The sequence below is a fragment of the Coraliomargarita algicola genome (assembly GCF_033878955.1).
GTDB classification, from domain to species: domain Bacteria; phylum Verrucomicrobiota; class Verrucomicrobiia; order Opitutales; family Coraliomargaritaceae; genus Thalassobacterium; species Thalassobacterium algicola.
Genome location: NZ_CP138858.1, coordinates 102316 through 126191, shown reverse-complemented (window position 1 = coordinate 126191; position 23876 = coordinate 102316). Strand labels below are relative to the sequence as shown.

The window sequence follows — 23876 nt, the reverse complement described above, 5'->3', positions numbered from 1 at the left end:
AGAAAAAACTAATGTTTTTATTTTGATTCTACTCAACGAGCTGAATACGTTATAATCCGCTTAAATAAATCCGTGTAAACTGGATCTCTGTAGACTTGTATAGCGGTACGAATAATAGAATTTATGGAAGAAATCGACCAGCTATTGTCTGCCTGCATAAATGGAGCAGGTGCCAGCTTACTAGGCACCCAATCGTGGTTGACCAGCCATGCCACGACAGCAATGTCCCAGATGACCTTAGTCCAAGCGCCCTCATGCTCACGATAATTTCGGAAGATTTGACAGAGATAATCCGCCAGGGGCCCTTTACCCGATAAGTAATGCTCCAGCTCATAGATCGTCAATTGCAAGTGGTCGGCAACTGGCACGCAGGGCATACGAAATATGACTACCCCGGATTCAAGCACTGCTTTGACCGCGGGCACGTCCTGCTGAAAATTGAATTCTCCATTATGTGCCCAATAGTCAGCATGCCCCCCCAGCCAGACCACCACAATATTATCAATAATGTCCGGTGCCAGTAGTATGGCAGTCGCGACGTTAGTAATCGCAGCAATCGCCATCACATACAAAGGTCCTTTGTCCCGCTGGCGCGCACGGGTAATCAAATCCTCAGTCGCGTCAGTCGCAAGCGGTGCAGGGTGATCCACTAAAAACGCTTCAGCCCCACGAAAGGTCGGCACCTGATCAGCCGCACACAGCAAGCCAAGCACACGCTGAATTTCGTCATAGCTTTTCTCCATGCCATCTGCCGCACTGGACGAGCGTTTATTGAGAAAGGGTGCTGCGTAGATCGCTTCAAGTTCGATACGCTCCGGCGCCAGCATGGCATAGACAATCGCAAACTGATCATCAATTTCATTGTAAGCGTCCGTATCCAAGACCGCACGGACGCAAGCACTGGGGAGCGCTAATAATTCTTCTCGTTTCATATTAATATTTCCCGATCATCACCGACAGTAACAAAGACTGATTAGTTCACACAAAAAATCCCGCCACTACAGTGCCGGGATTTGAAATATTTTGAGCAATCTCACAAACGCTTACTTCCGGCGTCGCTGCATGACGAAAGTCAAGCCCAAGCAACCAGCAAGCAAAGCATAGCTGGACGACTCTGGAACCACGGTCAAATAACCAGTCGTTTCCGAAAACTGGAGCAAGGCGTTAGAATCATAGGTCCAAGTGCCACCTGACTCACTAAAGTCCGCAATGCTGAAAGTGGCTCCATAGGTGACGCTCAATGCACTGACATCAACAATCAACCAAGAATTCCCCTCGGTCAGATCCGCACCGGTGAGGTCGAATGTTAATTCACCATTCAGATTCAATTCGCTCATGTTCGCATCGCCACTGGTGATGGAATTACTCACGCCATCTGCCCCGATGATAAACTCAACGGAGGAACCATCATTAAATGTAAAACCGTTGGTCTTACTAATGGAGATATCCAAATCACCGCTAATATCCCCTGAAAAATTGCCCTTATCAATATTAAGCGAAGTGTTATCTCCGGCTTGAATGCTACCAGTGCCATAGAGTTGCCCCAGCGAATCGGAAACGCCCGAGTCCATAATGAAGAGACCGTTTACAGTTAAAGGATTGAGCTGGTCACTGGTAGACAGTTGCAATGTTCCAGAAGCCCCTACGACGATACTTTTAAGCAGTTTGGTCGCAGTGCGATTGATAACGACCAAACCTTCATTCACGTTGATAGCATAATCGCTATTCGCCGAATCGATTAGCGTCAGAGTACCGCTCCCCGTCTTCGTAAATGTTTTACCAGCCCCCGAGAGCTTGATGGAAGATGCCCCCTCGATGACGAAGTCGGCGTTATCTGTAAGTGATACGGCATCATTAAAAGTCGCCGAAGCCCCACTGGATACCGTGTAAGTCGCCGCAGCGCCTAGTTTTAAATTTCCATCGAAAGTATAAGTCCCTTCCTCTATGGTCAGATTGGTCGCGGTAGGTGTGCCAGTTGCCGTAATTGCAGCTGTCGACACGTTATTTCCCGCTGAAAAGACCACACTATCCGTATCCGTAAAAGTCGTCACCGCCGCGGTGCCATCGGATGCGGTATTCCAATTGGAAGTCGTCGCGATATCCCAAGTGCCAGATGCATCTGTGGAATTCGTTGCACCTGCGTTGGTGCCGTTAATATCCCAATAAACTTGGGCGTGTAATGCGCCACACAACACAATTGAGGTAGCACTGATTGTAGATGAGATTTTCAGCATTTTCATATTCATTTTGAGGAGGGGTTAGTAGTTGAAGTAACTAGTATTCAACTAAGCTCAATGTTACTATACTGACAAGCACCACGTTACGCAATAAGTTGCGCAACATCAGGAGACTAGAACAATCCACGGATTCCATGCTCTGCCACAGGAACTGACTCAATGAACTGTTCACGGATTAAGGTGTCTCGCCTTTGTCTGAATAATTCAAATATGAGCTCTGCCTAGTTATGCTTACACATGACAGCCGTCTCCAACTGAGACTCCATTCAGAAAGAAAAATGCCCGACGCCATTGCGGCGTCGGGCAGAATGAAGAAGCGTAGGAATCGCTTGAATTAATTAGCCACGGCGGCGAAGCATCACCGCAATCAAACCAAGCCAACCAGCTAAGAGTGCATAGGCCCCCGGCTCCGGTATCGCGGCAAACTGAACAGTCAAAGAGTTACCCGCAGCATCCCAAATATACCCCTCACCACTGCCGTAGCCAGTATCCAGAACATATCCATCAGGGCCATTAAATGCAAATGTGGCATCGCTGCCCGTCCAATCACCGCTACCGGCAAAAAGACTATAGGCCATGCCCACGTTGACAGTGCCCAGGCTTTCGAAATCGAAGGTCAACAAACCATCCAAATCCACATCAGCCGCGCCAAAATCAACCACGTCGATTGAAGCGCCATTGATATCCACTTCAAAGGTGGCACCCACAGTTGCTTTCATACCACCGTCGAGATGCAAGGTGCCGATCGAACGTGTGCCTTCTTTAGTCATATCACCTGCTGAAATTATACTTCCTGCCGCATTGGCCTCAACCAATACTGTCGTGATACCAGTTCCGCCCAATCGTGCACCGCTGGCAATAAACACGCCGGACTCACCGACTCCCAGCTGCGAAGCATCCCCAGTCGCCGAGCCACTGGTATTCATGAGTAAAAGCGTGCCGGAGTTAATTTCAGTCACCCCTTTGTATTCGTTTCCAGCCGCGCGAGTGAAAGCAATCACTCCATCACCTTCGACTTTCAGGCCACGAGGAATTTGAGCGGTCGTCCTCAGGTTACCACTAAAATTGACACGTCCACCTGCCGCCGCAGTAAAAATCGCATTCGGTGTCGATATCGTACCAGGACTGCCATTACTACCAAATGCATTCATATTAAAATCACCACTAAAGGTCGAGTCTTCGGCGGTGACACCACCAATGTAAGTTTGCGAAGTCGCACCACCAGACATGCTCAGGGCATTTGAAATGGTAACTGCACCATTTGTCAGTAGCTTCATATCGCCGCGCGACCCCGAAGATCCAAATGAAAGTGCGCTACTCCCCAAAGCGTTGTCATGCCCCAGATAGACAGTGCCTCCATGGATCCGGGAATTCCCCGTTACATCCGAATTATCACCATTGACGTAGAACGTTCCGTTCAATGCGAGCGCCTGCGATTGGTTGGCTCCTCCAGAGCCAAATTCAAATGCCATCGTCCCACTATTCGCACCACCAAGAATCGCTCCGTTCACATAGATCGAAGCCGTATTGGACTCTGTCAGAAAACTGAACGTCTTGGTCCCTCCTGGCGTTCCGGATGCATGGTCCAAAGTAAGGTCCCCGTCCAAAATCAAGCCACTGGAAGCCGCAGACACATTAATCGTGTAGATGGCATTCGAAGCCACTGAGCCCGCATCATCAATTGTGATGCCAGAATTCAGCGTAGTCGTTCCGGTTCCAGATTGCACATCGATCAGAGTAAAGTTTCCGCTACCGCTGCTCCGCCCGATAGTCAGCCCTCCCCCCGATAGTGAATAGCCTCCAGAGTTAAAGAGTAGCTGTCCCGCGCTAACCGTTCCACTCAAAGTAACCGCACCCGCGGTCCCGCGAAAATCCGCCGTATCGCGAGCGGCGTTCGTCCAGACTGTGGTCGTTTCACCTGCGAGATCCGAACTCCAATTACCTGTAGTATCCTGCCAGGTGCCAGCGCCTCCCAGGCCAGAAGTCACACCATTGGAATCCCAATAGCTCGTCGCCGCGAGCAGCGCACTCGTAGGCATTAAGATTAAGAGTGAAAAATAACGTTTCGATGGGTATTTGCTATACATATGTTGTGTGGGTTATAGTTACTACGAGAACATATCAATGATACTACAGCTACTTAACGGCAATAAGTACAGCATGCAACTAGTTGCGCATACGCCGAAATACGCACAGTAACTAAGCCCGACAATCGAAGCCTACTTGGCAGTTAAAACCTCATCGGCAGGACACATCAGCACCGAGAAATTAGCGACAGCCGGACCATTCTCCAGACGCAAAAGCAAAGTATTATACCCCGGCTTCAACCACACACGGCGGAAGCCTTCATCCAATTGCCAGCCCGAAAGGCCCACATCTTGAAAGACCACCAAATCGTTAATCCACAGCTTGGCCCGATCATCACTGGCCACCGCAACCACAACATCCATGGCGCTCTCACAGAAAACTTCTGTGTAGGCATAATAGACGGTCGAACTCAACTCATCGGGTGGCTTGATCCGCAGGCTGCCTGACTGCACAAAGCGCCAGCGTAAATGCATGGCTTGCTTGGTCGCGGGGTGCTGCTTTCCCTCATAAGTCGCATCCAGATCCACCATTGTTTCCGGGGGGAATGACTGCTCAAACTCCCGCCCCCGCGGTAAATCCCACGGCCCGATGATATACCATGTATCCACAAATATCCATCCTTTGCGACTGGAGTCCCGATCAAAGCGCCGTCCTGGCAAGGCCTGAGCGAAGGTTTTACGACTGTCCAAACGAATACCTGAAGGGTTGTTTTGACTGCCATCGGGCCCGGAAAAGGAAGCACTGTCATACGAAGTGTTCAGCCCCGCCCGCCCCCGATCATCACTACCACCTAATCGGGATTCATTAGCATAGCTTTGCTGCATCAAACTGCGCAGGTCCTGTATGTTACCATCCGCACGCCCCATATTGGAACCAGCCATAGCCATTTTCGCTTTGACTGTCGCCGTTTGACTCAATGCCTGCTTCAATTGATCCGCGGTCTGGGAAGCTTTGCCCTCCGATGACTCAGCCCCACTGGCCGAACTCAAGCGGCTCTCGGCTTGACGTGCAATACGCTCACTCGACTGCACAGCTTGATTGAGGGCTTCGTTGAAGGATTGAAATTCTTCACTACTATTTGGCTGATTATGCTTCAATGACTCTGCCAAATCCGGCCCCCGATCCGTCTTGGGTGCATAGACTTGCTCTTTCGCCTGATCCAGTGGGATCTGCTTAAACTCAGCGAGTTCCGCCGCTTTGTTTTCCGCAAACACTTCGTCCAACCGCTCGGTCATTTTTTGGATCGTTTCATAGAGTTCCGCGGTCTCCATCTCTTCAAAATCAGCTTCACTGGGAACGGGATCTTTTACAGCCAAATCCATCGCTTTAGTATCCAATTCGGCTGGCTCTGAATCCACCACTCCCTCCCCAGTTTCAGCCGAAATTTCCGCTAGCGCATCCACCGGCGGCAAGGACGACCTTGCTTGGTCTGGCATCAAAAGGCTTTCAAAATCTTTCAAATAAGCAACTGCCTCCCCGGCCAATTGATTCGAAGCCTCCACACGCTCAGTCATAAAGCGCACAATTTTCTCCTGATCTCGATCCACGGGCATGGCCACCGCAACATCATAGGCGGCCATGATCAACGCCTGCACTGGAGCCATCGCTTCGACCGCTCCCCTCGCTTGTTCCAAAGCCGACCATGCCGCCTCATCCTCCACCTCATGCTGCAAGGCGAGCACCCGCATCTGTTTAGCATGCGCATCGGTTAAATCCCTCAATCGTATCAGACTTTTCGCGACATCTTTTTGCTGTGTAAGAAAACGGCTCTTGCTCTGCCAATATCGAAGTTCTTCTGCCTGCTGTATCAGACGACTGGCACGAGCAGCCAGCTCATCCCAAATATCAGGCGTGCTCAGAGATTCCTTTCGGGCTTCAACGACCTCTTCCAGCGATAAGACGGTCTTGCGCAATTTGCTGGCATTTTCCTTTAGTTTTTCCCGTTTCTTTAGTTCCTGGTTACGCGCGATTTCACGCACTTGTTCCCGGTTTGGCTCAGGCCGCTCGACTTTGACCTTCTTGACGATCTCGCCCGCTTCATCGACTTCCGTCTCGAGCATGGCAAAGGTGGTCTGCCGCCAATCGTCGTTGAAATACAGCGCTAGTGACACCGCAGCAGCCAGCAGCAATGAAAGTAGCAGCGCAGCCAGCAATGGGAACTTCTGTATCAAGTGTATCATTTATCGTATTTCTCGTGATAGGTGCGCACCCCGACATTACGTAAATTTCGAAAGCTCAGCGCATCGAGAACTTCGACGAAACGATAGAAAGGTGTATTCTCATCCGTATCCAAGCGAATACGACGTTCAGCGTCCTCCTGTTCAATGCTCCGCAGCTCGTCTAGCAATACCATGATTGTCACCGACTCTCCCTCATAATAAATTTTGCCCTCGGCATCGATTGCGATCGCCACGACGCTGTCATCCGGCGGCACCTCCAGCGACGAACGTGAAATCGGTAAGTTAAGATGCTCCACCTCTTTAAGGTCCTTTTTCAACATCGTAGTGACCAGAAAGAAAATTAGCAGCAAGAAGACACAGTCAATTAAGGGCGACATGCTGAGTGCCACATCCTCGTCTTCCTCTTCATAGGGGCGGCGACTCATTTCCGATAGCCCTTCATTTCAAAATCCTCCGAGCCGTGATACCGCAAACGCACGCCCACTTGCTCAAAGCCCTGCAGGGCCAAAGTATCCAGGGCATCGATCACACGCTGCACAGGCACTTCGCTGTCCGCATCCAGACGGATTCCGACACCGGTTCCATGCGTTTGCGCAACCGACTTAAGATCCTCAACAAAGGACGCCACCGGACTATAACTGAGCCCTTGTATGGTGCGTGATGCTCCATTGGCGCGCTCAATTTGTCCACGATCATCCATCGCATAAATAATCACCTCCGATTCCGCAATCGGCGCCAGCGCGGAAGTATAATCCGGCAAAACCACCGGGATCTGCTTTTCCAACTTCTTCAACATAGTGGTTACCAAAAAGAAAATCAGTAGCAAAAACACACAATCGATCAAAGGCGACAAATCGACCTCCACATTATCATCCTTTCGATGCCGATTACGCAGGCGCCGCATCACCGCCACCCGGGATGTGGAGGAAACTGTCAGGCTCAGCTTTGGGGTTTTAGAAGACATCAGAATTGGGCAACGAATGACACGTTAAGCATTCGATCATTCTTTCGACTCTGGGGTTTGCGCATCCTCCGAATGTAACCAGGGCGACATCAGGCTATCCATAGTCTCTTCCATGCGTATGCCGAAGCTGTTGATTTTAGACTTAAAGAAATGGTAGGAAGCCAGCGAGGGTATCGCAATAATCAAGCCCAGCGCGGTCGTAATCAGTGCTTTACCAATCGAATCAGCCAAGACCGAAGCATCCCCCGTATCCCCCATCAGCGCCACTTTTTGAAAAGACTCAATCATCCCGATAATCGTCCCCAACAAGCCCAGCAAAGGCGAAATCGTCGCAACAACTGCCAGAGGATAATTACGCAACTGCTGGCGACTGACCGCTCTGGAAATCAGATCAGATCCCCCTAACGCCAAGATCTCAAAGGGTATATGTTTGTGCGAGGCAATGTAGTTTCCCACCGATGAAAGCACACTCATATTTTCCTGACAGGCAGCGCTCATTCCATCAAAATCCGAGCGCTCCGCGCACTCCCTCAATTGCCGCTCCAAGTCCTTGGGAATAAAGTTCGCACGCCGCACCACGATCATACGCTCAATAAAAAAGACCAGTCCAACGAAGCCCACCAGCAACAAGACGATCGAAGTCGCCCCGCCTTTAAGCACTTCGGCCACCCAGTCAATGGTGCCCACGGCATCGGATTCCAATTCAATGGAAGCGGATTGAGCCGTTAAAATTTGAACAAAGACCAAGGAGAGTAAAACTAGAGTGAGGCGTTTCATATGATATGGATAGACAATCTTAAACAATGGTATTTCGAGAAATTAGAGACATGGAGCGCTGCCAGTGCCTATAAGAAATCCAAACGACTTCAGTAAGTAGAGTATCACCGCACAAAACAAGCAACCAACCACGCAATCATTGCGTAACTTAACTAAAAAGCGGATAGCGCACGAGACAACAGCTTCGTGGGCAAATTGGACCCCTGGCACCGAGCCTAGCCATGACAGATAAGCCACACGTCCCCGTCTTCACCCAAACAGGAACTCAATGCGAATTCACAGGTGATGATGCGACAGGCATCGTTCGAGTCAGGCTCGGACCATCCACCCACACACCTTCCACCATGGTGGTCAAAGGAACGGCCGGCACCCCGCGTTCCCCACGCTGCAAGGCCCCCACAATCAAGTCCGTCGCGGCCGCGCCGATATCGGAAGGGCGTTGATCCACTCCTGCAATATCAGACTGCCCATCGAACCAGCCTAAACTGACAAAGTCTACTTCACCGGGCATATGGATACCTGCACCAGTCAGCTCTTCCATCACTTCCAAATTGTCGCTAATCACCACATCCAACTTTTCTTTACGACACCAGGCTGGCGTGTCCTTCAATGTCGTATCGTTAAATAGAAAAGTGCTAATATTAAACTCTCTATCCTTTTTACCAATGCCCTTCAACCGATCATACTGTGCCAAGAGCACTGCGGACAACCACAATTCATCCACCCGTCGACTGGTATCTGTAAACACACACAAGCCCACACGTTTGTACCCCAAGGAATACAAACGTTTAAGCGCTTCCTGCATCGCGTGAAAATGGTGCGGCGTGCTACGATGCAATATAGGCGACATGTGTGAGTACCCGACCGTCGCACAACTGAACTTATCCCAATCTAAATCGAGTGGTTTATGCACATTCGGCGTCGGCGCAAGAAAGAGACCCAAAATACCTCGGGCATATAGTATTCGACTGAGGCGCCCCGGCGTCATGTTGGGTTCCCCCAACCAAAAGTGCTCTAATTTATACCCCTGCCCCTCCAATCTCCTTTTCGCCCCTTCATAGCAACGCAGATAAAACGGATTCTTCAGCCAGATGTCACGGCTCTTAAAATTGGTTATATAGGCGATCGTCGTAACACTAGAACCTGTTGAGCTACCACGACGACGTGCCGCAAAAGCAGAAAGCAAGGGATCGGGCCGATATCCTAACTGATCCGCAACTGCCTGAATACGCTGACGGGTCGCTTCGGGGATTTGTGGATTCGAATTTAAAGCGCGACAGACGGTGGACGCAGACACACCAGCCGCCTCCGCCACTTCCTTCATCGTCACGCGACCACCGTCCATTGAATGCTTAGTTGAAGTCGACACAGGCAAAATATTCTAAGGGTTGAATCCGAGGTGTGCGGTATAAATTACCACGAATTATAATGAGGGTATGAACATGCCCAATACTGACTCACTTCAGTGAGAAATCAACCCTTAAGCGCAATCTATTGCACACGCTTTGACAATCAATCATATCAAAGATTGCGACGCGCCTGCAAAGCGATTAAGTCAACTCAATCGCTCGCGCGCAGGATTCCAATGCATAAAATGAAGGCTTGGGTAATCCCTGCTGATTAAGCAGCCCCCAGGCGGTCTCTGCGGGGCAATCCGGCTCCTGACATTGCCAGCAATTCGCAGCATCCCGCCAATTATAGTAGGTTGCTCCAATCACAAAGGGCTTCTCGATAAATATCTTCATCGACTCCTTGATATACTCAGCTTGCACCGCCTCACTATGCTCGCCTCTCCAGTTGAACTTCCAACGCTTCACATCGCAAGGATAGGCACCTGCATCAATGTTCGCTGGGGTCATATTTCCACCCGCTGAGGCATAGCCAAACTCTTGAATAAAAATCGGCTTGCCTGTGAGTGCGTAAAATCCGTCCAAATATTCGTGCCAGCTTTCCGGACCGCCTTTGCGCCAAGTGCCCGGATAACTATCAAAACCCGCATAATCGACTGGCAAAGAGGGGTCCCCATAAATGCCTTTCGCTAGAATCAAGCCCTCATGCGCATCTGTATTCCCGTCGACCTCACCGGGTAAAGAAGGAAACAAAGTGATATTGATGCCCACCTTCAACGAGGGAACTGCCTCCTTCATCGCACGAATCCCTACCTTCAGAAACTCGACCGATTGATCCATGTCCAGGTTATCGCGAAAGATCCAGATATCCAATTCATTCGCGACCTGCCACCACTCGATTAAACCTTCAAACTTCAGAGCAAAAAAACGACTCACCGCCGCATAAGCCTCATAATATTCATCACTACCGGGAGTCAGTCCAAGCTTAGCCATCTCGCGCGGCCCGGGTGACAGCCCCATTAATTGAAAACCCGAATCTCTCAAATCCTGCACCCGCTGACAAGCTTCCTCAAAACCTGAAGACTGTGGCGCATTCTTCATAAATGCAGCTGCATCAAATTGAAAGTCCCCAAAGCGTAACCAGCGAATGCCGACGGACCGCATCATCTCCAAGTCTTGACTAGTTAATTCAGGAAGTCGCGCAGCGACACCAAGCATAAAATCGTTTTCAATCTGCATGATACGAAGGGGTTGTTTGTAGAAATAAATATGGGCAACATGCCCACTCCGACTAACATGTGGCAAATGCTTGGTGTAGATCAACAGCCCCTCCACGCAATTAGTTGCACATGCAAAAGAGACTTACCCCTAACTTAGCAGTGAACAACCGCGGTTTCACAGCGCACAACAACTACGCAATTAATTGCGTAGCGGCAACCTTGCGAATAATGACTCCAAAGATAATTAATTAATGCTATGTTGCTTACCCAATGCCCTTCGTATTTCAGAAAGAATATCGTAGTCCTGACCATCATTGCCGGCCTCATCGGCTCGATCTCAAGCCATGCCCTTGAGCCCATCCGCTACGTGGCGACTGGAGCACGTATCGGCGTCTACACCCAAAACACAGATACCGAGAAAACTGCCTACTGGCACCGCACACCTCACCAACTGGGGGGCCCGGTTTCTGAAATGCAAATTGGTTTCATGAACTGGTTACTCAGCTATTCTGTTGAAGCCGCCAACAGCAGCGAAGTCACCATCGAATACGCCTGGTTGGAGCGCGCTTCCGATGGGCAAGTCGTCCCCATTACCTTTAGCGGTTCCCGCAGTCTGGTAATGCCTGCCAACGATACAGAACCTTACTGGCTGGCCGACCCAATCGATTCCAGTGTATGGACCAGCGGCACTCCGCAACGAGACGAAGTCTTTTGGCTCAGTATCAAAGGCAGTGTCCCCGCTAGCGGCAAAGTTTGCCAAGGCAATCCAACAGGCTACAGCGGCTCCAAGTTCATTCTCTACGATCCAGCCAACGGGCCCGGCACCTACGACACGACAGGTCCAGTCCCATCCATCACCGGTCAATACGCACGTACCCGTGGCTTACCCACCATGTTCCTCGGACGCTTCACCGAGCCAGGCTATCCCTCCGTGATCGGGATCGGCGATAGTATTCTCGACGGCTCAGGCGATGCCACGAGTTCTTACAGCACCATTTCCGGCTTCGGCTTCTTCTGCCGAGCGGCAGTCGATGAGGACGGCAAAAACACCATCGCCACCTTTAACCTCACCCGCCATGGAGCCACCACCACCGCGCTGCTCAAAACAAGCAATCCTCGTCAGGCTCACTTTCTGAAGTATGCCAATGTCGCAGTGGAAGAATATGGCACCAATGATCTGGGAAGCAACGGGACGGGGGACGTCAGCGAGATTCTAGGCCGACTCGAAGACATTTGGACACTCTGCCGCAATGCAGGCATTCAGAAAATCATTCGCACCAAACTCATGCCGCGCACTGTTTCGGCATCCTATAACTGGGTAAGCCTGGCAGACCAAACCCCCAACACAGGATGGGGCGACGCCAGTCAAGGAGACAGCGGGAAGCGCGACGCGCTCAATGCGGCTCTGCAAACCTCATTCAATAACGGCGACATCGACCTGCTACTCGACACACTCACGCCACTGGCGGACCCCACAGACGACCACTATTGGTTCACCAACGGTACCAATGATTACATGACAAAGGATGGAACCCACCTAAACGGCACATCCAATGCCATTATCGCGAATATCCTACGCGAGGCCTTACTCTCACTCACCGTCGACGAGAACGCCCCGCGCTATAGCAGCTGGGCCGAGGCGATCGATTGGGCCGGCGAAGATGACTCCCCTGAAGCGGACCCTAATCATGACGGCATTCCCAATGCCATGGCTTATGCCCTCGACCTCCCCCCATTGGAAACCATCCCCGCATCTGCTAGGCCCTACGCCACCTACGACAACACCACCGAAAACGGCCCATGGCTAAACTTTATCTTTCGACAAAACGTCAATGCCGAGGATGTCATTTTCAACTACCTCTCCACCACGAATCTAAAAGATAATTGGTCCACTCTGGTCACCGACGACATTGAAATCGTCGAAGAAACTATAGATCCCGACCCCGACGGAGACGGCAGCGCAGTGCTCAAAAAACTCCGCATCAAACTCGCATCAGAAGACACGCAACGTTTCCTCAAACTGGAACTCACACTCTAGTATACCTGGGCTCAATAGTATGCCTGAGCTCAACTGCTCTCAATAAGGCAATCGTCTATTGTCCTCAAGAGCTTCTCTTCGTGAGCACTCCATGAGTGTATAAAAATTCATCATACACCCACCAATCAAACAGACATCCATTTCCGAGCCGATCACCACCTTGGCGTGCTGGCACTCGGATGACTCCAGTCAGCGGTCAGGGCAATGGAAGCAGCGCAACTCTGGATTGTAAGATTGCCATGATTGAACCGGAGTGATGCTAAGCTTCAACTATGTATTTCAGGGTCATGGCGCATGATCAGCAGCAGCGCCGATGATCGACAATAAACAAAAAAAGGTGGGCCACACAACGCAGCCCACCCGATGTCTATGAAATTTGAAGAGTAGATAAAAACTCAAATTAGCACCGGCGCCGGATCAAAACCAATCCCATGAATAAAGCCCCAACAAACACGCCAGTATGAGCAGGCTCTGGAATCGCAGAAGCGCGAATCGACTCCAATGCTGCAGTATCCAAAACTCCGTTATAAATACGAACATCATTAAACAATGCAGTCGGCGTACGATCAGAGCTCGTTGCCGGAGTGCCACCGATTTCAAGATCTGATGAGCTCGCAACAATCGCTCCAGACTTCTCATCCGAATCGTTCATCACGACCGAGTTCGTCTCACTGCCAAGATAGAAAAAGACATTATCCCCAGTGCCGATGCTACTATCATAGGTAACAGCAAGGAAAACCCATTCATCAAGTTGATAGCCAATATTATCGGAAGATTGCACCGCGCCGGAAGTACTATTAAAACCAAAAGAAATGCGGTAGTCACCATCCGTTAGCGCGCCTGTTTTTAAATTCATTTCAAAACCACTGGCACTACCACCAATATTCGAAATCAAACGATCACTATCGCCAAAAGCACTGACATTCACCCACATACTAATGGTAATCGCATTCAAAGCAAACGCTGCATTATTGGAAGTATCAGCCCTAAAAAAATCCTGCGTACCATCGGCAGTCGACAATGCGTAGTCAAAAGTCCCAGCTCCTCCGGCCTGAAAACTCGCACTATTGATTAATTCACCATCGATCTCCAGCGTACCCGAATCCTCTAGACTATTGTCCATCGTGTAATGCGATAACAAGGTCTGTCCTTGAGATCCAGTTGCGGCTAAAGCAAATAAAACAGCTGCTTTAGTAAAGATAGATAGAGGTAAAAATCGGAATGAATACATAAGAATGAGTAATTAGTTAGAATAAAAACGAAGGTACTCGCCTAGCCTCTTAATTCCTCAAATCGAGACAATTCAATTTAGTTGCCATAATTGCTCAAAAAATTACTAGATTTCAGCATGCTCACAGAGAACCAAGATCAACTACGCTATATTGACTGGAATAATCTGCACTTTGCACTGGAATGGATATACGAAGGCAAGCCCGCCCAAAGAAGTTGCCGCAGCTACCACAGCTTCCCCGGACTATCTGCATGGCTAATAAACAAAGGCAGCATCAAAGTGGTCGGTGAAACTTACTCAGTCGAAGCACAGGCAGGGGACTGGGTCTTCCCACCGGCCAAAAAAGATGAGCGCATTTTCAGCAACGACCTAGAAATACTCTCCCTACGCTTCGAAGCGAGTTGGAGCGCCGACCATGAACTTTTTAAAGAATCCAATCCACTTACTTGCACCTCGAAGGAATTCCCAAGGTTAGAACGGCTCGCTCGATCTTTACTCAAAACAGCAGGCCCACACCTCACACATCATAGAAGTGAGATGAAATTTCAGTCGATCGACATCTACAAATACACTAAAACACACCGGGGCTTCATGGATTGGATCGAGGTATACTTGCGAACTATGCAAAAAATAGGCGCACAATTCCATCGAGTAAAAATCACCGATGAACGTGTTCATGTGGCCAAAACTTACATCGATACCATAGACTTGAACACCAGATTTCGAGAAAAGATACTCGCAGATAAAGTCGGTATTAGCGTCGCGCAGCTCAACCGTATCTTCGTCAAAGATATGGGGATCACCCCCACCGTATACTACAGCGAACGAAAATACCGCAAAGCCAAACAAATGCTGATTAACTCCCCCGCCCCCATCAAACAAATTGGTTACGAACTCGGATTCAACAATCCCTCCAACTTCACTAACTGGTTCTACTCAAAGTCAAAACACAGCCCCAAGGCCTTTCGCCAACAAGCCATGCAGTGACGGCTCAACAAGTGAGCAGTCGTTCCTGCCCACGTGCAACAAATTGCAATTCGCGGACCTTGTGAAGAATCGTAGATTGGGTTCTCCTAAGATCGACTACCCCTGGTCGAGTTCCCATTTGGGGACCATCTTGCCCACTCCTACTCCTAAACATTATGATTCGACACACATCGCGATCTGTTACGCTGCGCATACATCATTGGCTAAAACGTCTCGGCACTCTGACTTGCCTCCCCCTCCCCCTCCTACTCTGCCTCACAGTAGAAGCCGCACCGCCGGAACTCCAAACACAAGGAAACCAAATCGTAGTCAAATCCACCGGTGAACCCATCCGACTGGTCGGCGTCAATATCCCGAGCCTCGGCTGGGGGAACGGAGAATATCTAAGCGAATCCGTCGATGCAGCCTACTGGGAATGGCGAGCAAATATTATACGACTTCCCATCAGCCAAAGTCATTGGCTAGGCCCCAATCAAGTCACCTACCGCGAGATCGTCGACGATGTCATTCAACAAATTTCGGACTACAACATGTATGTGATCTTCGACTTACATGAATTTCATAAGCCCACCAACACGAACCTCACCTTTTGGCTAGATGCTGCCGATCGCTACAAAAATAATCCTGCGGTTTTGTTCGGATTGTTCAATGAACCGAACAACCTCGGTGGTTGGGATGCCTGGCTCAACGGCACGACCAATCAGCCGGGCATGCAAGACTTACTCGATACCGTTCGTTCTACGGGCGCCAACAACATCGTTCTAGTCGGCGGCAGTGACTACGCCTATGATCTAAGCGGTGTCTTCGATGGCTACGTGCTCACAGATACAACAAATGGAAACGGTGTCGTCTATGACGCACACCTCTACCCCTTAAAAAGCTATTGGCAATCGCGCGTAGGTAATATCGGACAAGAACACCCAATTTTGCTAGGTGAAATCGGCCACCCGGGTGGTACCTCCTTTCTCGGCTATTCCATCGATGACGAATTCAGCTGGGTACCACAAGCGATGGATTGGGTGAACTCGCACAACTTTCACTGGACAGCTTGGTCACTCCACCCGACCGCTAGCCCAAATATGATCAACAGCTGGGACTTCACTCCGACCAGTTTCTGGGGAGCGGCGGCGATCGCCCACATGCACGCGAATTCGAATCCATCAGCCGAACGCGTCATAGGTGGCACCGTCATCGGCACAACGGGCACACGAACCGAACCACTCTCCGGTGTTCTAACTGATTGGAAATATGGCGCAGTCACCCCTTTCAACGGAGGATTCAGTCCTTACTTCGATGCGGCCACAGCCGATGGAGCCTGGACCGGACTCGATCTGATTACACCCCAACGCATCACCCGTATCGAATACATGCCGCGTAAAGCTTACGGCAGTCGTATGGTCGGCGGTGTTTTTGAAGCGTCTAACACCGCCGACTTCAGTTCAGACGTCACCACACTCTACACGATTACGAACAGTCCAGACGACTCTGGCCTCATTTACACATCTGCAATAATCAACAATACCAACACTTTTCGTTACATTCGCTATGTCGGTCCCGATGGCGCTTATTGCAACGTCTCTGCCCTCCTATTCTATACCGGCGATGGCATTGCCGATACAAGCGCTGGCGAAGATGTTATCGTGGATAATGCCGATGGCAGCGGACTCCATACAGTCGGTACATGGCTCAGTAGCACAGGAACCAGTGGTTACAACGCCAGTAACTACTTGCATGACAATAATTCATATAAAGGACAAAAGAGTGTTCGCTTTACTCCAAACCTGGCCAGCTATGGCGACTACGAAGTCTTCGCTCGCTGGACAGCCAGCGCCAACCGTGCCAGCAATGTCCCCGTCGATATTATCCATGGTCACGGTACCGCGTTCGATCAAATCGATCAAAAAATCAATGGCGGGGATTGGATTTCGCTCGGTGTCTTCCCTTTCGGCGCAGGAACCAGCGCGAGCCTCTTGATGGGTAACACCAATACCGATGGCTATGTGGTCGCAGATGCAGTTCGCTTCGTTAAAATCACAGACGACATTATCATCGATAACAGTAATGCATACGGATTACATGCTGTCGGAAACTGGCGTATCTCTTCTGGTTCTGGCTACAATGGCTATGCGCGTCACGATGAGAACACAGATAAAGGCAATAAGAGCATGCGCTTCACACCGGACATATCCATTGCCGACGATTACGAAGTCTTCCTACGATGGACCGCGCATCCTAATCGCGCAAGCAATGTCCCGGTCGACATCATTTCCTCTCAAATAGGAACAACGACTGTAACGATTAACCAACAAAAAAATGGCGACATCTGGAACTCACTCGGCACCTACCCGTTAGGCAGCGGCACAGACAACAGCGTCCTAATTCGCACGAATAACACTAACGGATACGTAATCGCAGATGCAGTCCGCTTCATCCGCGACACTGCGACTGAATACATCATTGACAATACGGAATCCACCTACGTCACACTAAACGGAAGTTGGAGTAGCAGCACCAGCACTTCCGGCTACTTCGGAAGCAACTACCTACATGATAATAACAGCGGCAAAGGAAGTAAATCGGTTCAGTTCACACCCAACCTCGCCAAGGCGGCAACCTACGAAGTATTCGCACGCTGGACTGCCTATACAAACCGCGCGAGCAATGTCCCTGTGGACATCAACTACAATGGCGGAAACACGACCGTCACGATCGATCAAAAACAGGATCACAACCAGTGGATCAGCCTCGGCAGCTACAGTTTTAGCGCCGGAACCGCAGGCACCATCACTTTCCGCAACGACGGCACCAACGGCTATGTCATCGTGGATGCTGTGCGCCTCGTCGAACAATAAATGTCCAGTGCAATCGCTCACATGGCTAAGCGGCCTACTCGACCTATCCCTAGGCCAAACCATATCCTGGATATAAGAATCCATATTTGAGCTTTCCCAATAATATGCCCCCGACACCCACATACGATCTTTGTGTCTACGGAGACTCCCCATCCGCCATCGCGGCCGCGACTCAGGGAGGGAGAATGGGCGTTCGCACAGTATTAACTGTCCCGGGTAACCATGTCGGAGGCATCCTCGTCAATGGACTAGGTTCTAATGATCTGGACAATCATAACTTCAAAAACTCAGTTGCTGTCGGCGGGATCGCCCGGGAGTTTTATCAACGTATAGCAGACTTCTACGGCGGAGGTTTAGGCTATCGCTTCGAACCTCATGTTGCAGAGTCAATCTTCCTGAGCCTGCTCGAAGAGGCCGGTGTCGACATCCTCTTTGACCGACGACTGCGGGAAAATGGTGGTGTTACGATGCATCAACATCGCATAACCGCGATCCACTTCGAAAACGGAGCTAGCATTCTAGCCCGTCAATTTATCGATGGCACTGTCGAAGGTGATTTAATGGCCTTTGCCGGCGTTCGCTACACCTATGGCCGCGAAGGGAATGCGGCATATGACGAAACGCTTAACGGCGTAGTTCACCATTCCAATTATCGCCAGTTCACAGTTAAAGTGGATCCTTACATCGAAGCCGGAAATCCGGATTCGGGACTCATCGCCAGCGTCCAGGCGGAACCGCTGGCGGAAAACGGCAGTGGTGACCGGGCCAGCATGGCTTTCTGCTTTCGCATCTGTCTGACTTGCAATTCACAGATACGTATTCCAATCCCCCAGCCAGACAATTATCAGGCGGAGCAATATGAGATCTATCGACGCTACTTTGCTGCGGGCGCGGGTGACAACTTTTTTGCACCCGATGCGCGCATCCCGAATCAGAAATCCGATATCGGTAGTTGGCACGATCTCTCGGCCAATCTCTACGGATACAGCCACGGCTGGCCCGATGGCAACTATGCAGAACGAGAGAGTATCTACCAGAGGCATCGCGACTTTACGATCGGGCTCATCTGGTTCCTGCAAAACGATCCTTCCGTGCCAATATGCATTCGCCAAAAATGGGCTAACTGGGGCCTACCTGCGGATGAGTTTCAAGACAATGGGCACTGGCCGCATCAACTCTACGTGCGCAACGGACGACGCATGCTCAGCGACTGGATCATCACCGAAGCAGATCTCACACAAGGGAATCCCAAAGTCGCCGAGGACCCGGTCGCACTCGCCTTTTGGCCTCCCGACATGCATCATGCCCGCCGCATCGTCAAAGACGGGCAAGTATGGAACGAAGGCTTTGTTTTCGGTAGCGACATCCAGTGGCGCCCCTTTGGAATCAGCTACCGGGCCATTCGTCCCAAAGCAAATGAATGTACCAATCTACTCGTACCCTCAGCCCTGTCATCCTCCTATGTCGGCTACGGAGCCGTTCGTCTGGAATGGACTTTCATGGTCCTAGGACAAAGCGCGGCCACCGCCGCAGTAATCGCCCTCCGGACAAAAGACACAGTTCAGAATATCTCCTACGAGCAACTACGCGAACAACTCCTCGTTGATGGGCAGATTCTGGAAAATATACAGACTGAATAAAATACCGTGTCATCCTCTAACCGACCACGCGGCCCGGCAAACCTGCTTGCCGATTTCACAACACCCCTCGCACATATCCCTACCTTTAGCGCATCCGCTTCATTTCAAACTGCTTACCATGCAAGGCCTCCTTGGCAAACACGCCCCAGAACTCGGTGGGCTCGTAAGTCCAGTCTTTGATCAACACCGGCGTCGCGCGGGGATGAAAGCACCAGGCGGTCCAGTTCAATCGATACTTTTGAATAAAGCCCAACATGTCCGGCACCCACGTGTAGGGCGACTCCTGAATTTCATGCGGAATAAAGTCCATTTTATTGGTATCGGCCCCCACTTCACCGACAAGGATCGGATACTGCTCAGCCACTGGAAGCACAGTCTTCGCCCATCCAGTATGCCAGTTGTATTGATGCCATGAATACATGATACCGTTGCCCCCTTCATGCTCATCAAGCGCATAGCCTTGGACCACACCAGATAAGTCTCCCGACCATCCGATGCCACCGACAACGACGATGTTTCTCGCCCCTGTCGAACGCACCGCATCCAACAAGCCCTGCATACCTACAGACTCATAGCCTTGATTGGCTTTCTTCTCGGCATCGGTTAAAAATCCGGATTCATCTACACCTTTCTTGGTGCCGACCCAGCCACCATTGCGCCAGACCTCCCAGGAGATTCCATGCGGCTCGTTCATCAGATCAAACAAGACAGCGGGGTGATTCTTAAAGTGTGTCGCCGCATCGACCCAGAACTGCGCGTGGATCGGCTTTGGTGCGCGATAACGGTGCAGATCCAACACAAGGTAGGCCCCGCGATTGGCGACGAGCGTCACGACCTGATCGATCGTATCGCGATAGCCTTGTCCACCATCTTTCTGGTAAACGCTTGTGCCATACCAAAACTCTTCTTTAACTGGTAGACGAATGACATTGGCATTCCACTCTTCGATACCAACTACGGCCGACTTAATCACCTGTGTATCGTGTGGCAGCGTCTCCAGATTACCGGCATTCAAGCCCTGCAACCATACTTCTTCGCCATTGGAATCCACCAGACGATTCCCTTCAGTATGTAATTCCAAGGGCCAATTTTCTTTTTGCGGCTCCTCAGGCGCCACGTAGCGCATGCGTGCTTCTTCCGCTCGTTTAGCAGCCGCAGCTTCTAAGGCTTGTGTGTCGGTCGGCTCCAACTTGATATCATCAATATCCATGGTGCCACTCGCCACACTAAACAATGCAGGCATTAACTTAATACTCACAGCGCCTTCTGGCACGAGAAAATCCCGGCTCACATGCACCCACCCATCGGTGCCACGCGAATAGGATGGGCTTGGCTGCGGCTTCAACTTCTTACCATCGGCATCGAGAATCTCTGCGATGACGCGCGCATCAAACCAAGGCTTTTCCCCCACCTTCAAATCCGTCACACGCCAGCGCCAAGACAACTTCAGCGCCTTCACATCGCTGGGCAAATCAATCTCACGATACAACATAATCAACTTCCCGGGCTCGGTCGACTTCATGCGCACAAAGTGATCGCCCGCTTCGTTCTCGTAGCTACCGTTTTCCTTGAGCTGCCCCCAATGATCGGGCCATGCTGGATTCTTTTGAGTCGACTCAAAGTTACCATTAGAAATCAGCGAACCTGTCGCATCCAACAAGGCCTTCGCTTTAGCCTGTCGTTTTTCAATATCAGACTGTTGCTGTAAGGCCTGCTCCGATTCTTTTAATGCAGCCGCTTCGAGTAATGCCGTGGGATCAATCGGTGTCAGTACCAGATCATCCAAATCATAGGTGCCCGCCTTTACGTTAAACAAGCAAGGCATGAACTTAATAATACGCGTCCCCTCTGGAACTAAGAAACTCGCTTCTTTTGTCACCCACTCGGGTTGATCTTTGCCATAGGCAAATGGCTTCGGACTCGGCGTAAGCTTCTTGCGCCCCCCATCCATAAACTCAAACAAGATACGCGCATTGAACCACGCCTTCTCGCCGCGTTGCAGATTCGTGATGCGCTGCTTCCAGCTGAATTTCAAAGCGCGCACCCCCTCCGGCACCGCAATCTCACGATACGCCATGACCAGTTTTCCAGGCGTGGTAGATTGCATGCGCAGATAGCGGTTCCCACCTTCTTCGCCCCACAGAATGCCCGTGCCTTTGGGCCAAGCGTCTGGCCATTGATCCATGTCGGCATCGAGTTCGACACCTGGGTTGGATAATATAGAATCCTGCAATGACGCAGCCTGGGCCGACGACACGCTACCTGCCCAAAGCAGGAAGATCGATTGAAGGCATAGAAGATGAAGAGAAAATCGCATACGATTGAGTTAATTGATAGGAAGAAAATTGAAAAACGATCTGATTAAAATGAAGCGTAAATTATAGTAAAGATGCAGGGTCGATCGGAGTAATCACCAGGTCATCTAAATCGTAAGTGCCCGCATTTACATTAAATAGGCAGGGCATGAACTTAATAATTCGCGCCCCCTCAGGAACCAAGAAACTCGCTTCTTTCGCCTCCCACTCGGGGTGATTTTTACCATAGGCAAATGGCTTCGGACTCGGCGAAAGCTTTGCACGACCTGCATCCATAAACTCAATCAAGATGCGTGCGTTAAACCACATTTTCTCACCTGGTTGCAGATTGGTAATGCGCTGCTTCCACGTAAATTTCAAAGCGCGTGCATCGGCGGGCACCCCAATTTCGCGATAAGCCATTAACAATTTCCCCGGAGCCGTTGCTTCAATCCGAAGAAAACGATTCCCTGCTTCCTCCCCCCACTGCAGGTGTTCGCCCTTCGGCCAACGATCCGGCCATTGGTCAAGGTCCGCATCCAACTCAAAGCCGGAATTCGTAATAAGTGAATCCGCCGCTGCGGTCATTTGCGCAACAGCAGAACTGCCAGTCCACGCAAGTAGCAAAACAGATTGAAGACAGAGTAAACAGGTGGAGTATCGCATTGTAATAAGAATAATGAGGTTAAAGACAGACCGTCGAAGATCTATAAAACAACGCTACATAAGATCATCTAAACCACAATCAAAGCTCTCCGCAATAAGTTGCACAGAGCGAGCATTGTATCAGCAATAGGAACGATACATTACTCGAATCACCGTTCAAATCCCTCAATGATCCCACCCAACTATTAAAGCCCCATTATTCAATGCAGCAGTCACCACGACTTACTTTACTATGTTTAATCGCACTCACATGGAGCACTGTCCAATCTATCTTCGCCGACAACATTGATCGCAACTACCCCAACGATCCACCCACCGAGAGCGCAAAAGCTGGTAACTGGCCCGCTCCCATCAAAGTCTCCGGCAATCGCTTGACCAATGCGAACGGCGAAGAGGTCTGGCTTCAAGGCGTCGCTATCCCCGGACTGGAAATCGTGCCGGCCGGTCATGGTGTAGTTCACTCAGCCATCGTGGCGATCGAAGAGTGGAAGGCCAATGTGGTGCGTCTGGCCATTAAAGATGAGTTCTGGTATGGCCTCGGCAAAGGACAAAGCGACGGCGGACTCGCCTACCGCGCCACCATCGATGCGGCGGTCAACGCAGTCGCCAATCGCGGTGCCTATATCGTGCTCGACAACCACCGCTTTCGTGCGGTCAAAGCAGAACACCTCCCCTTCTGGCAAGAGCTGGCCACGCTCTACAAGAATCATCCGGCGGTGCTCTTCGACATCATCAACGAACCGCACGGCATCTCCTGGGAAGTCTGGCGCAATGGCGGCTTCGTGGCCGATGAGTCAGCAGCCATCAACGAAGCCGGCTTTCTCAACGAAACCACCCTGCAAGCCAACCGAGGCTTCGAATCGCCCGGCATGCAAAAGCTCGTTGACGCCATTCGACAGACTGGGGCAAAGAACGTCATCATCGCCGGTGGATTGCAGTGGGCCTACGACCTCTCGGGCATTTTGGAAGGTTATGCACTGGACGATCCAGAGGGGCACGGCATTATGTATTCGACTCATGTATACAATTGGAAAACCGGTTGGCAAAAAGCCTTTCTGGACGCCGCGGAGCACTACCCGATCTTCGTCGGTGAGGTCGGCGCAGATATCAAGAAGATGCATTTCATTCCTTCAGACGACCAAGAAGATCCCTACACTTGGGTGCCCGACATGCTAGGCATTATTCAAAAGCATCGCCTCAACTGGACAGGCTGGTCCTTCCACACATGGGCCACTCCAGTGATGCTTTCCAATTGGCAGTATGAACCCACCCCTTTCTGGGGGGCATTCGCAAAACGTGCCCTCGCCGGTGAGCAATTCAAAAACAAAGGCCTTCGTTAAGATCAGAACATCA

The 23876-nt window shown here is 50.7% G+C and carries 17 protein-coding genes; 5 read left to right on the top strand and 12 right to left on the bottom strand.

Annotated elements, in window-relative coordinates; translation table 11 throughout:
• Window positions 1–32: 32 nt before the first annotated feature.
• From SH580_RS00460 to SH580_RS00420, 9 genes are all read right to left on the bottom strand, one after another.
• Window positions 33–932, bottom strand: a complete 900-nt coding sequence (locus SH580_RS00460; protein ID WP_319833035.1) for a nucleoside hydrolase — start codon at window positions 930–932, stop codon at window positions 33–35.
• Between the two features lie 111 nt (window positions 933–1043).
• Window positions 1044–2246 (bottom strand): hypothetical protein, encoded by a 1203-nt coding sequence (locus SH580_RS00455; RefSeq protein WP_319833034.1) that lies wholly within the window; start codon window positions 2244–2246, stop codon window positions 1044–1046.
• Between the two features lie 329 nt (window positions 2247–2575).
• The gene (locus SH580_RS00450; RefSeq protein ID WP_319833033.1) at window positions 2576–4324 is read right to left on the bottom strand and encodes a hypothetical protein; all 1749 of its coding nucleotides are present in this window, start codon (window positions 4322–4324) and stop codon (window positions 2576–2578) included.
• 132 nt (window positions 4325–4456) lie between these two features.
• Entirely contained in the window at window positions 4457–6505 is a 2049-nt protein-coding gene (locus tag SH580_RS00445) for a hypothetical protein (RefSeq protein WP_319833032.1), read from the bottom strand.
• Window positions 6502–6930: an ExbD/TolR family protein gene (locus tag SH580_RS00440; protein ID WP_319833031.1), complete on the bottom strand. Its 429-nt coding sequence runs from the start codon at window positions 6928–6930 to the stop codon at window positions 6502–6504. Before SH580_RS00440 ends, SH580_RS00445 begins: the two co-directional genes overlap by 4 nt.
• Entirely contained in the window at window positions 6927–7469 is a 543-nt protein-coding gene (locus tag SH580_RS00435; protein ID WP_319833030.1) for an ExbD/TolR family protein, read from the bottom strand. The genes SH580_RS00440 and SH580_RS00435 overlap by 4 nt, the downstream gene beginning before the upstream one ends.
• Window positions 7470–7505: 36 nt before the next feature.
• A complete protein-coding gene (locus SH580_RS00430; RefSeq protein WP_319833029.1) occupies window positions 7506–8246 on the bottom strand; it encodes a MotA/TolQ/ExbB proton channel family protein in 741 nt (246 codons plus the stop codon).
• Window positions 8247–8511: 265 nt separating this feature from the next.
• Window positions 8512–9615, bottom strand: a complete 1104-nt coding sequence (locus SH580_RS00425) for a LacI family DNA-binding transcriptional regulator (protein ID WP_319833028.1) — start codon at window positions 9613–9615, stop codon at window positions 8512–8514.
• Between the two features lie 181 nt (window positions 9616–9796).
• Entirely contained in the window at window positions 9797–10834 is a 1038-nt protein-coding gene (locus SH580_RS00420) for a hypothetical protein (RefSeq protein WP_319833027.1), read from the bottom strand.
• A 237-nt stretch (window positions 10835–11071) separates the two neighbouring features.
• On the opposite strand from SH580_RS00420, the gene SH580_RS00415 reads away from it, so the two are divergent.
• Window positions 11072–12853, top strand: a complete 1782-nt coding sequence (locus tag SH580_RS00415; protein WP_319833026.1) for an SGNH/GDSL hydrolase family protein — start codon at window positions 11072–11074, stop codon at window positions 12851–12853.
• 400 nt (window positions 12854–13253) lie between these two features.
• On the opposite strand, the gene SH580_RS00410 is transcribed toward SH580_RS00415, so the two are convergent.
• A complete protein-coding gene (locus tag SH580_RS00410; protein WP_319833025.1) occupies window positions 13254–14084 on the bottom strand; it encodes a LamG domain-containing protein in 831 nt (276 codons plus the stop codon).
• Window positions 14085–14201: 117 nt separating this feature from the next.
• On the opposite strand from SH580_RS00410, the gene SH580_RS00405 reads away from it, so the two are divergent.
• From SH580_RS00405 to SH580_RS00395, 3 genes are all read left to right on the top strand, one after another.
• On the top strand, window positions 14202–15071 hold the full coding sequence (locus tag SH580_RS00405; protein ID WP_319833024.1) for a helix-turn-helix domain-containing protein: 870 nt from the start codon (window positions 14202–14204) through the stop codon (window positions 15069–15071).
• Between the two features lie 155 nt (window positions 15072–15226).
• Window positions 15227–17923 (top strand): golvesin C-terminal-like domain-containing protein, encoded by a 2697-nt coding sequence (locus SH580_RS00400; RefSeq protein ID WP_319833023.1) that lies wholly within the window; start codon window positions 15227–15229, stop codon window positions 17921–17923.
• Between the two features lie 104 nt (window positions 17924–18027).
• Window positions 18028–19563, top strand: a complete 1536-nt coding sequence (locus SH580_RS00395) for an FAD-dependent oxidoreductase (RefSeq protein WP_319833022.1) — start codon at window positions 18028–18030, stop codon at window positions 19561–19563.
• 85 nt (window positions 19564–19648) lie between these two features.
• On the opposite strand, the gene SH580_RS00390 is transcribed toward SH580_RS00395, so the two are convergent.
• The gene (locus tag SH580_RS00390) at window positions 19649–21880 is read right to left on the bottom strand and encodes a glycoside hydrolase family 5 protein (RefSeq protein WP_319833021.1); all 2232 of its coding nucleotides are present in this window, start codon (window positions 21878–21880) and stop codon (window positions 19649–19651) included.
• Between the two features lie 61 nt (window positions 21881–21941).
• On the bottom strand, window positions 21942–22523 hold the full coding sequence (locus SH580_RS00385; protein WP_319833020.1) for a hypothetical protein: 582 nt from the start codon (window positions 22521–22523) through the stop codon (window positions 21942–21944).
• 203 nt (window positions 22524–22726) lie between these two features.
• On the opposite strand from SH580_RS00385, the gene SH580_RS00380 reads away from it, so the two are divergent.
• Window positions 22727–23863, top strand: coding sequence for a glycoside hydrolase family 5 protein (locus SH580_RS00380; protein WP_319833019.1), 1137 nt, complete (start codon window positions 22727–22729; stop codon window positions 23861–23863).
• Window positions 23864–23876: the final 13 nt, after the last annotated feature.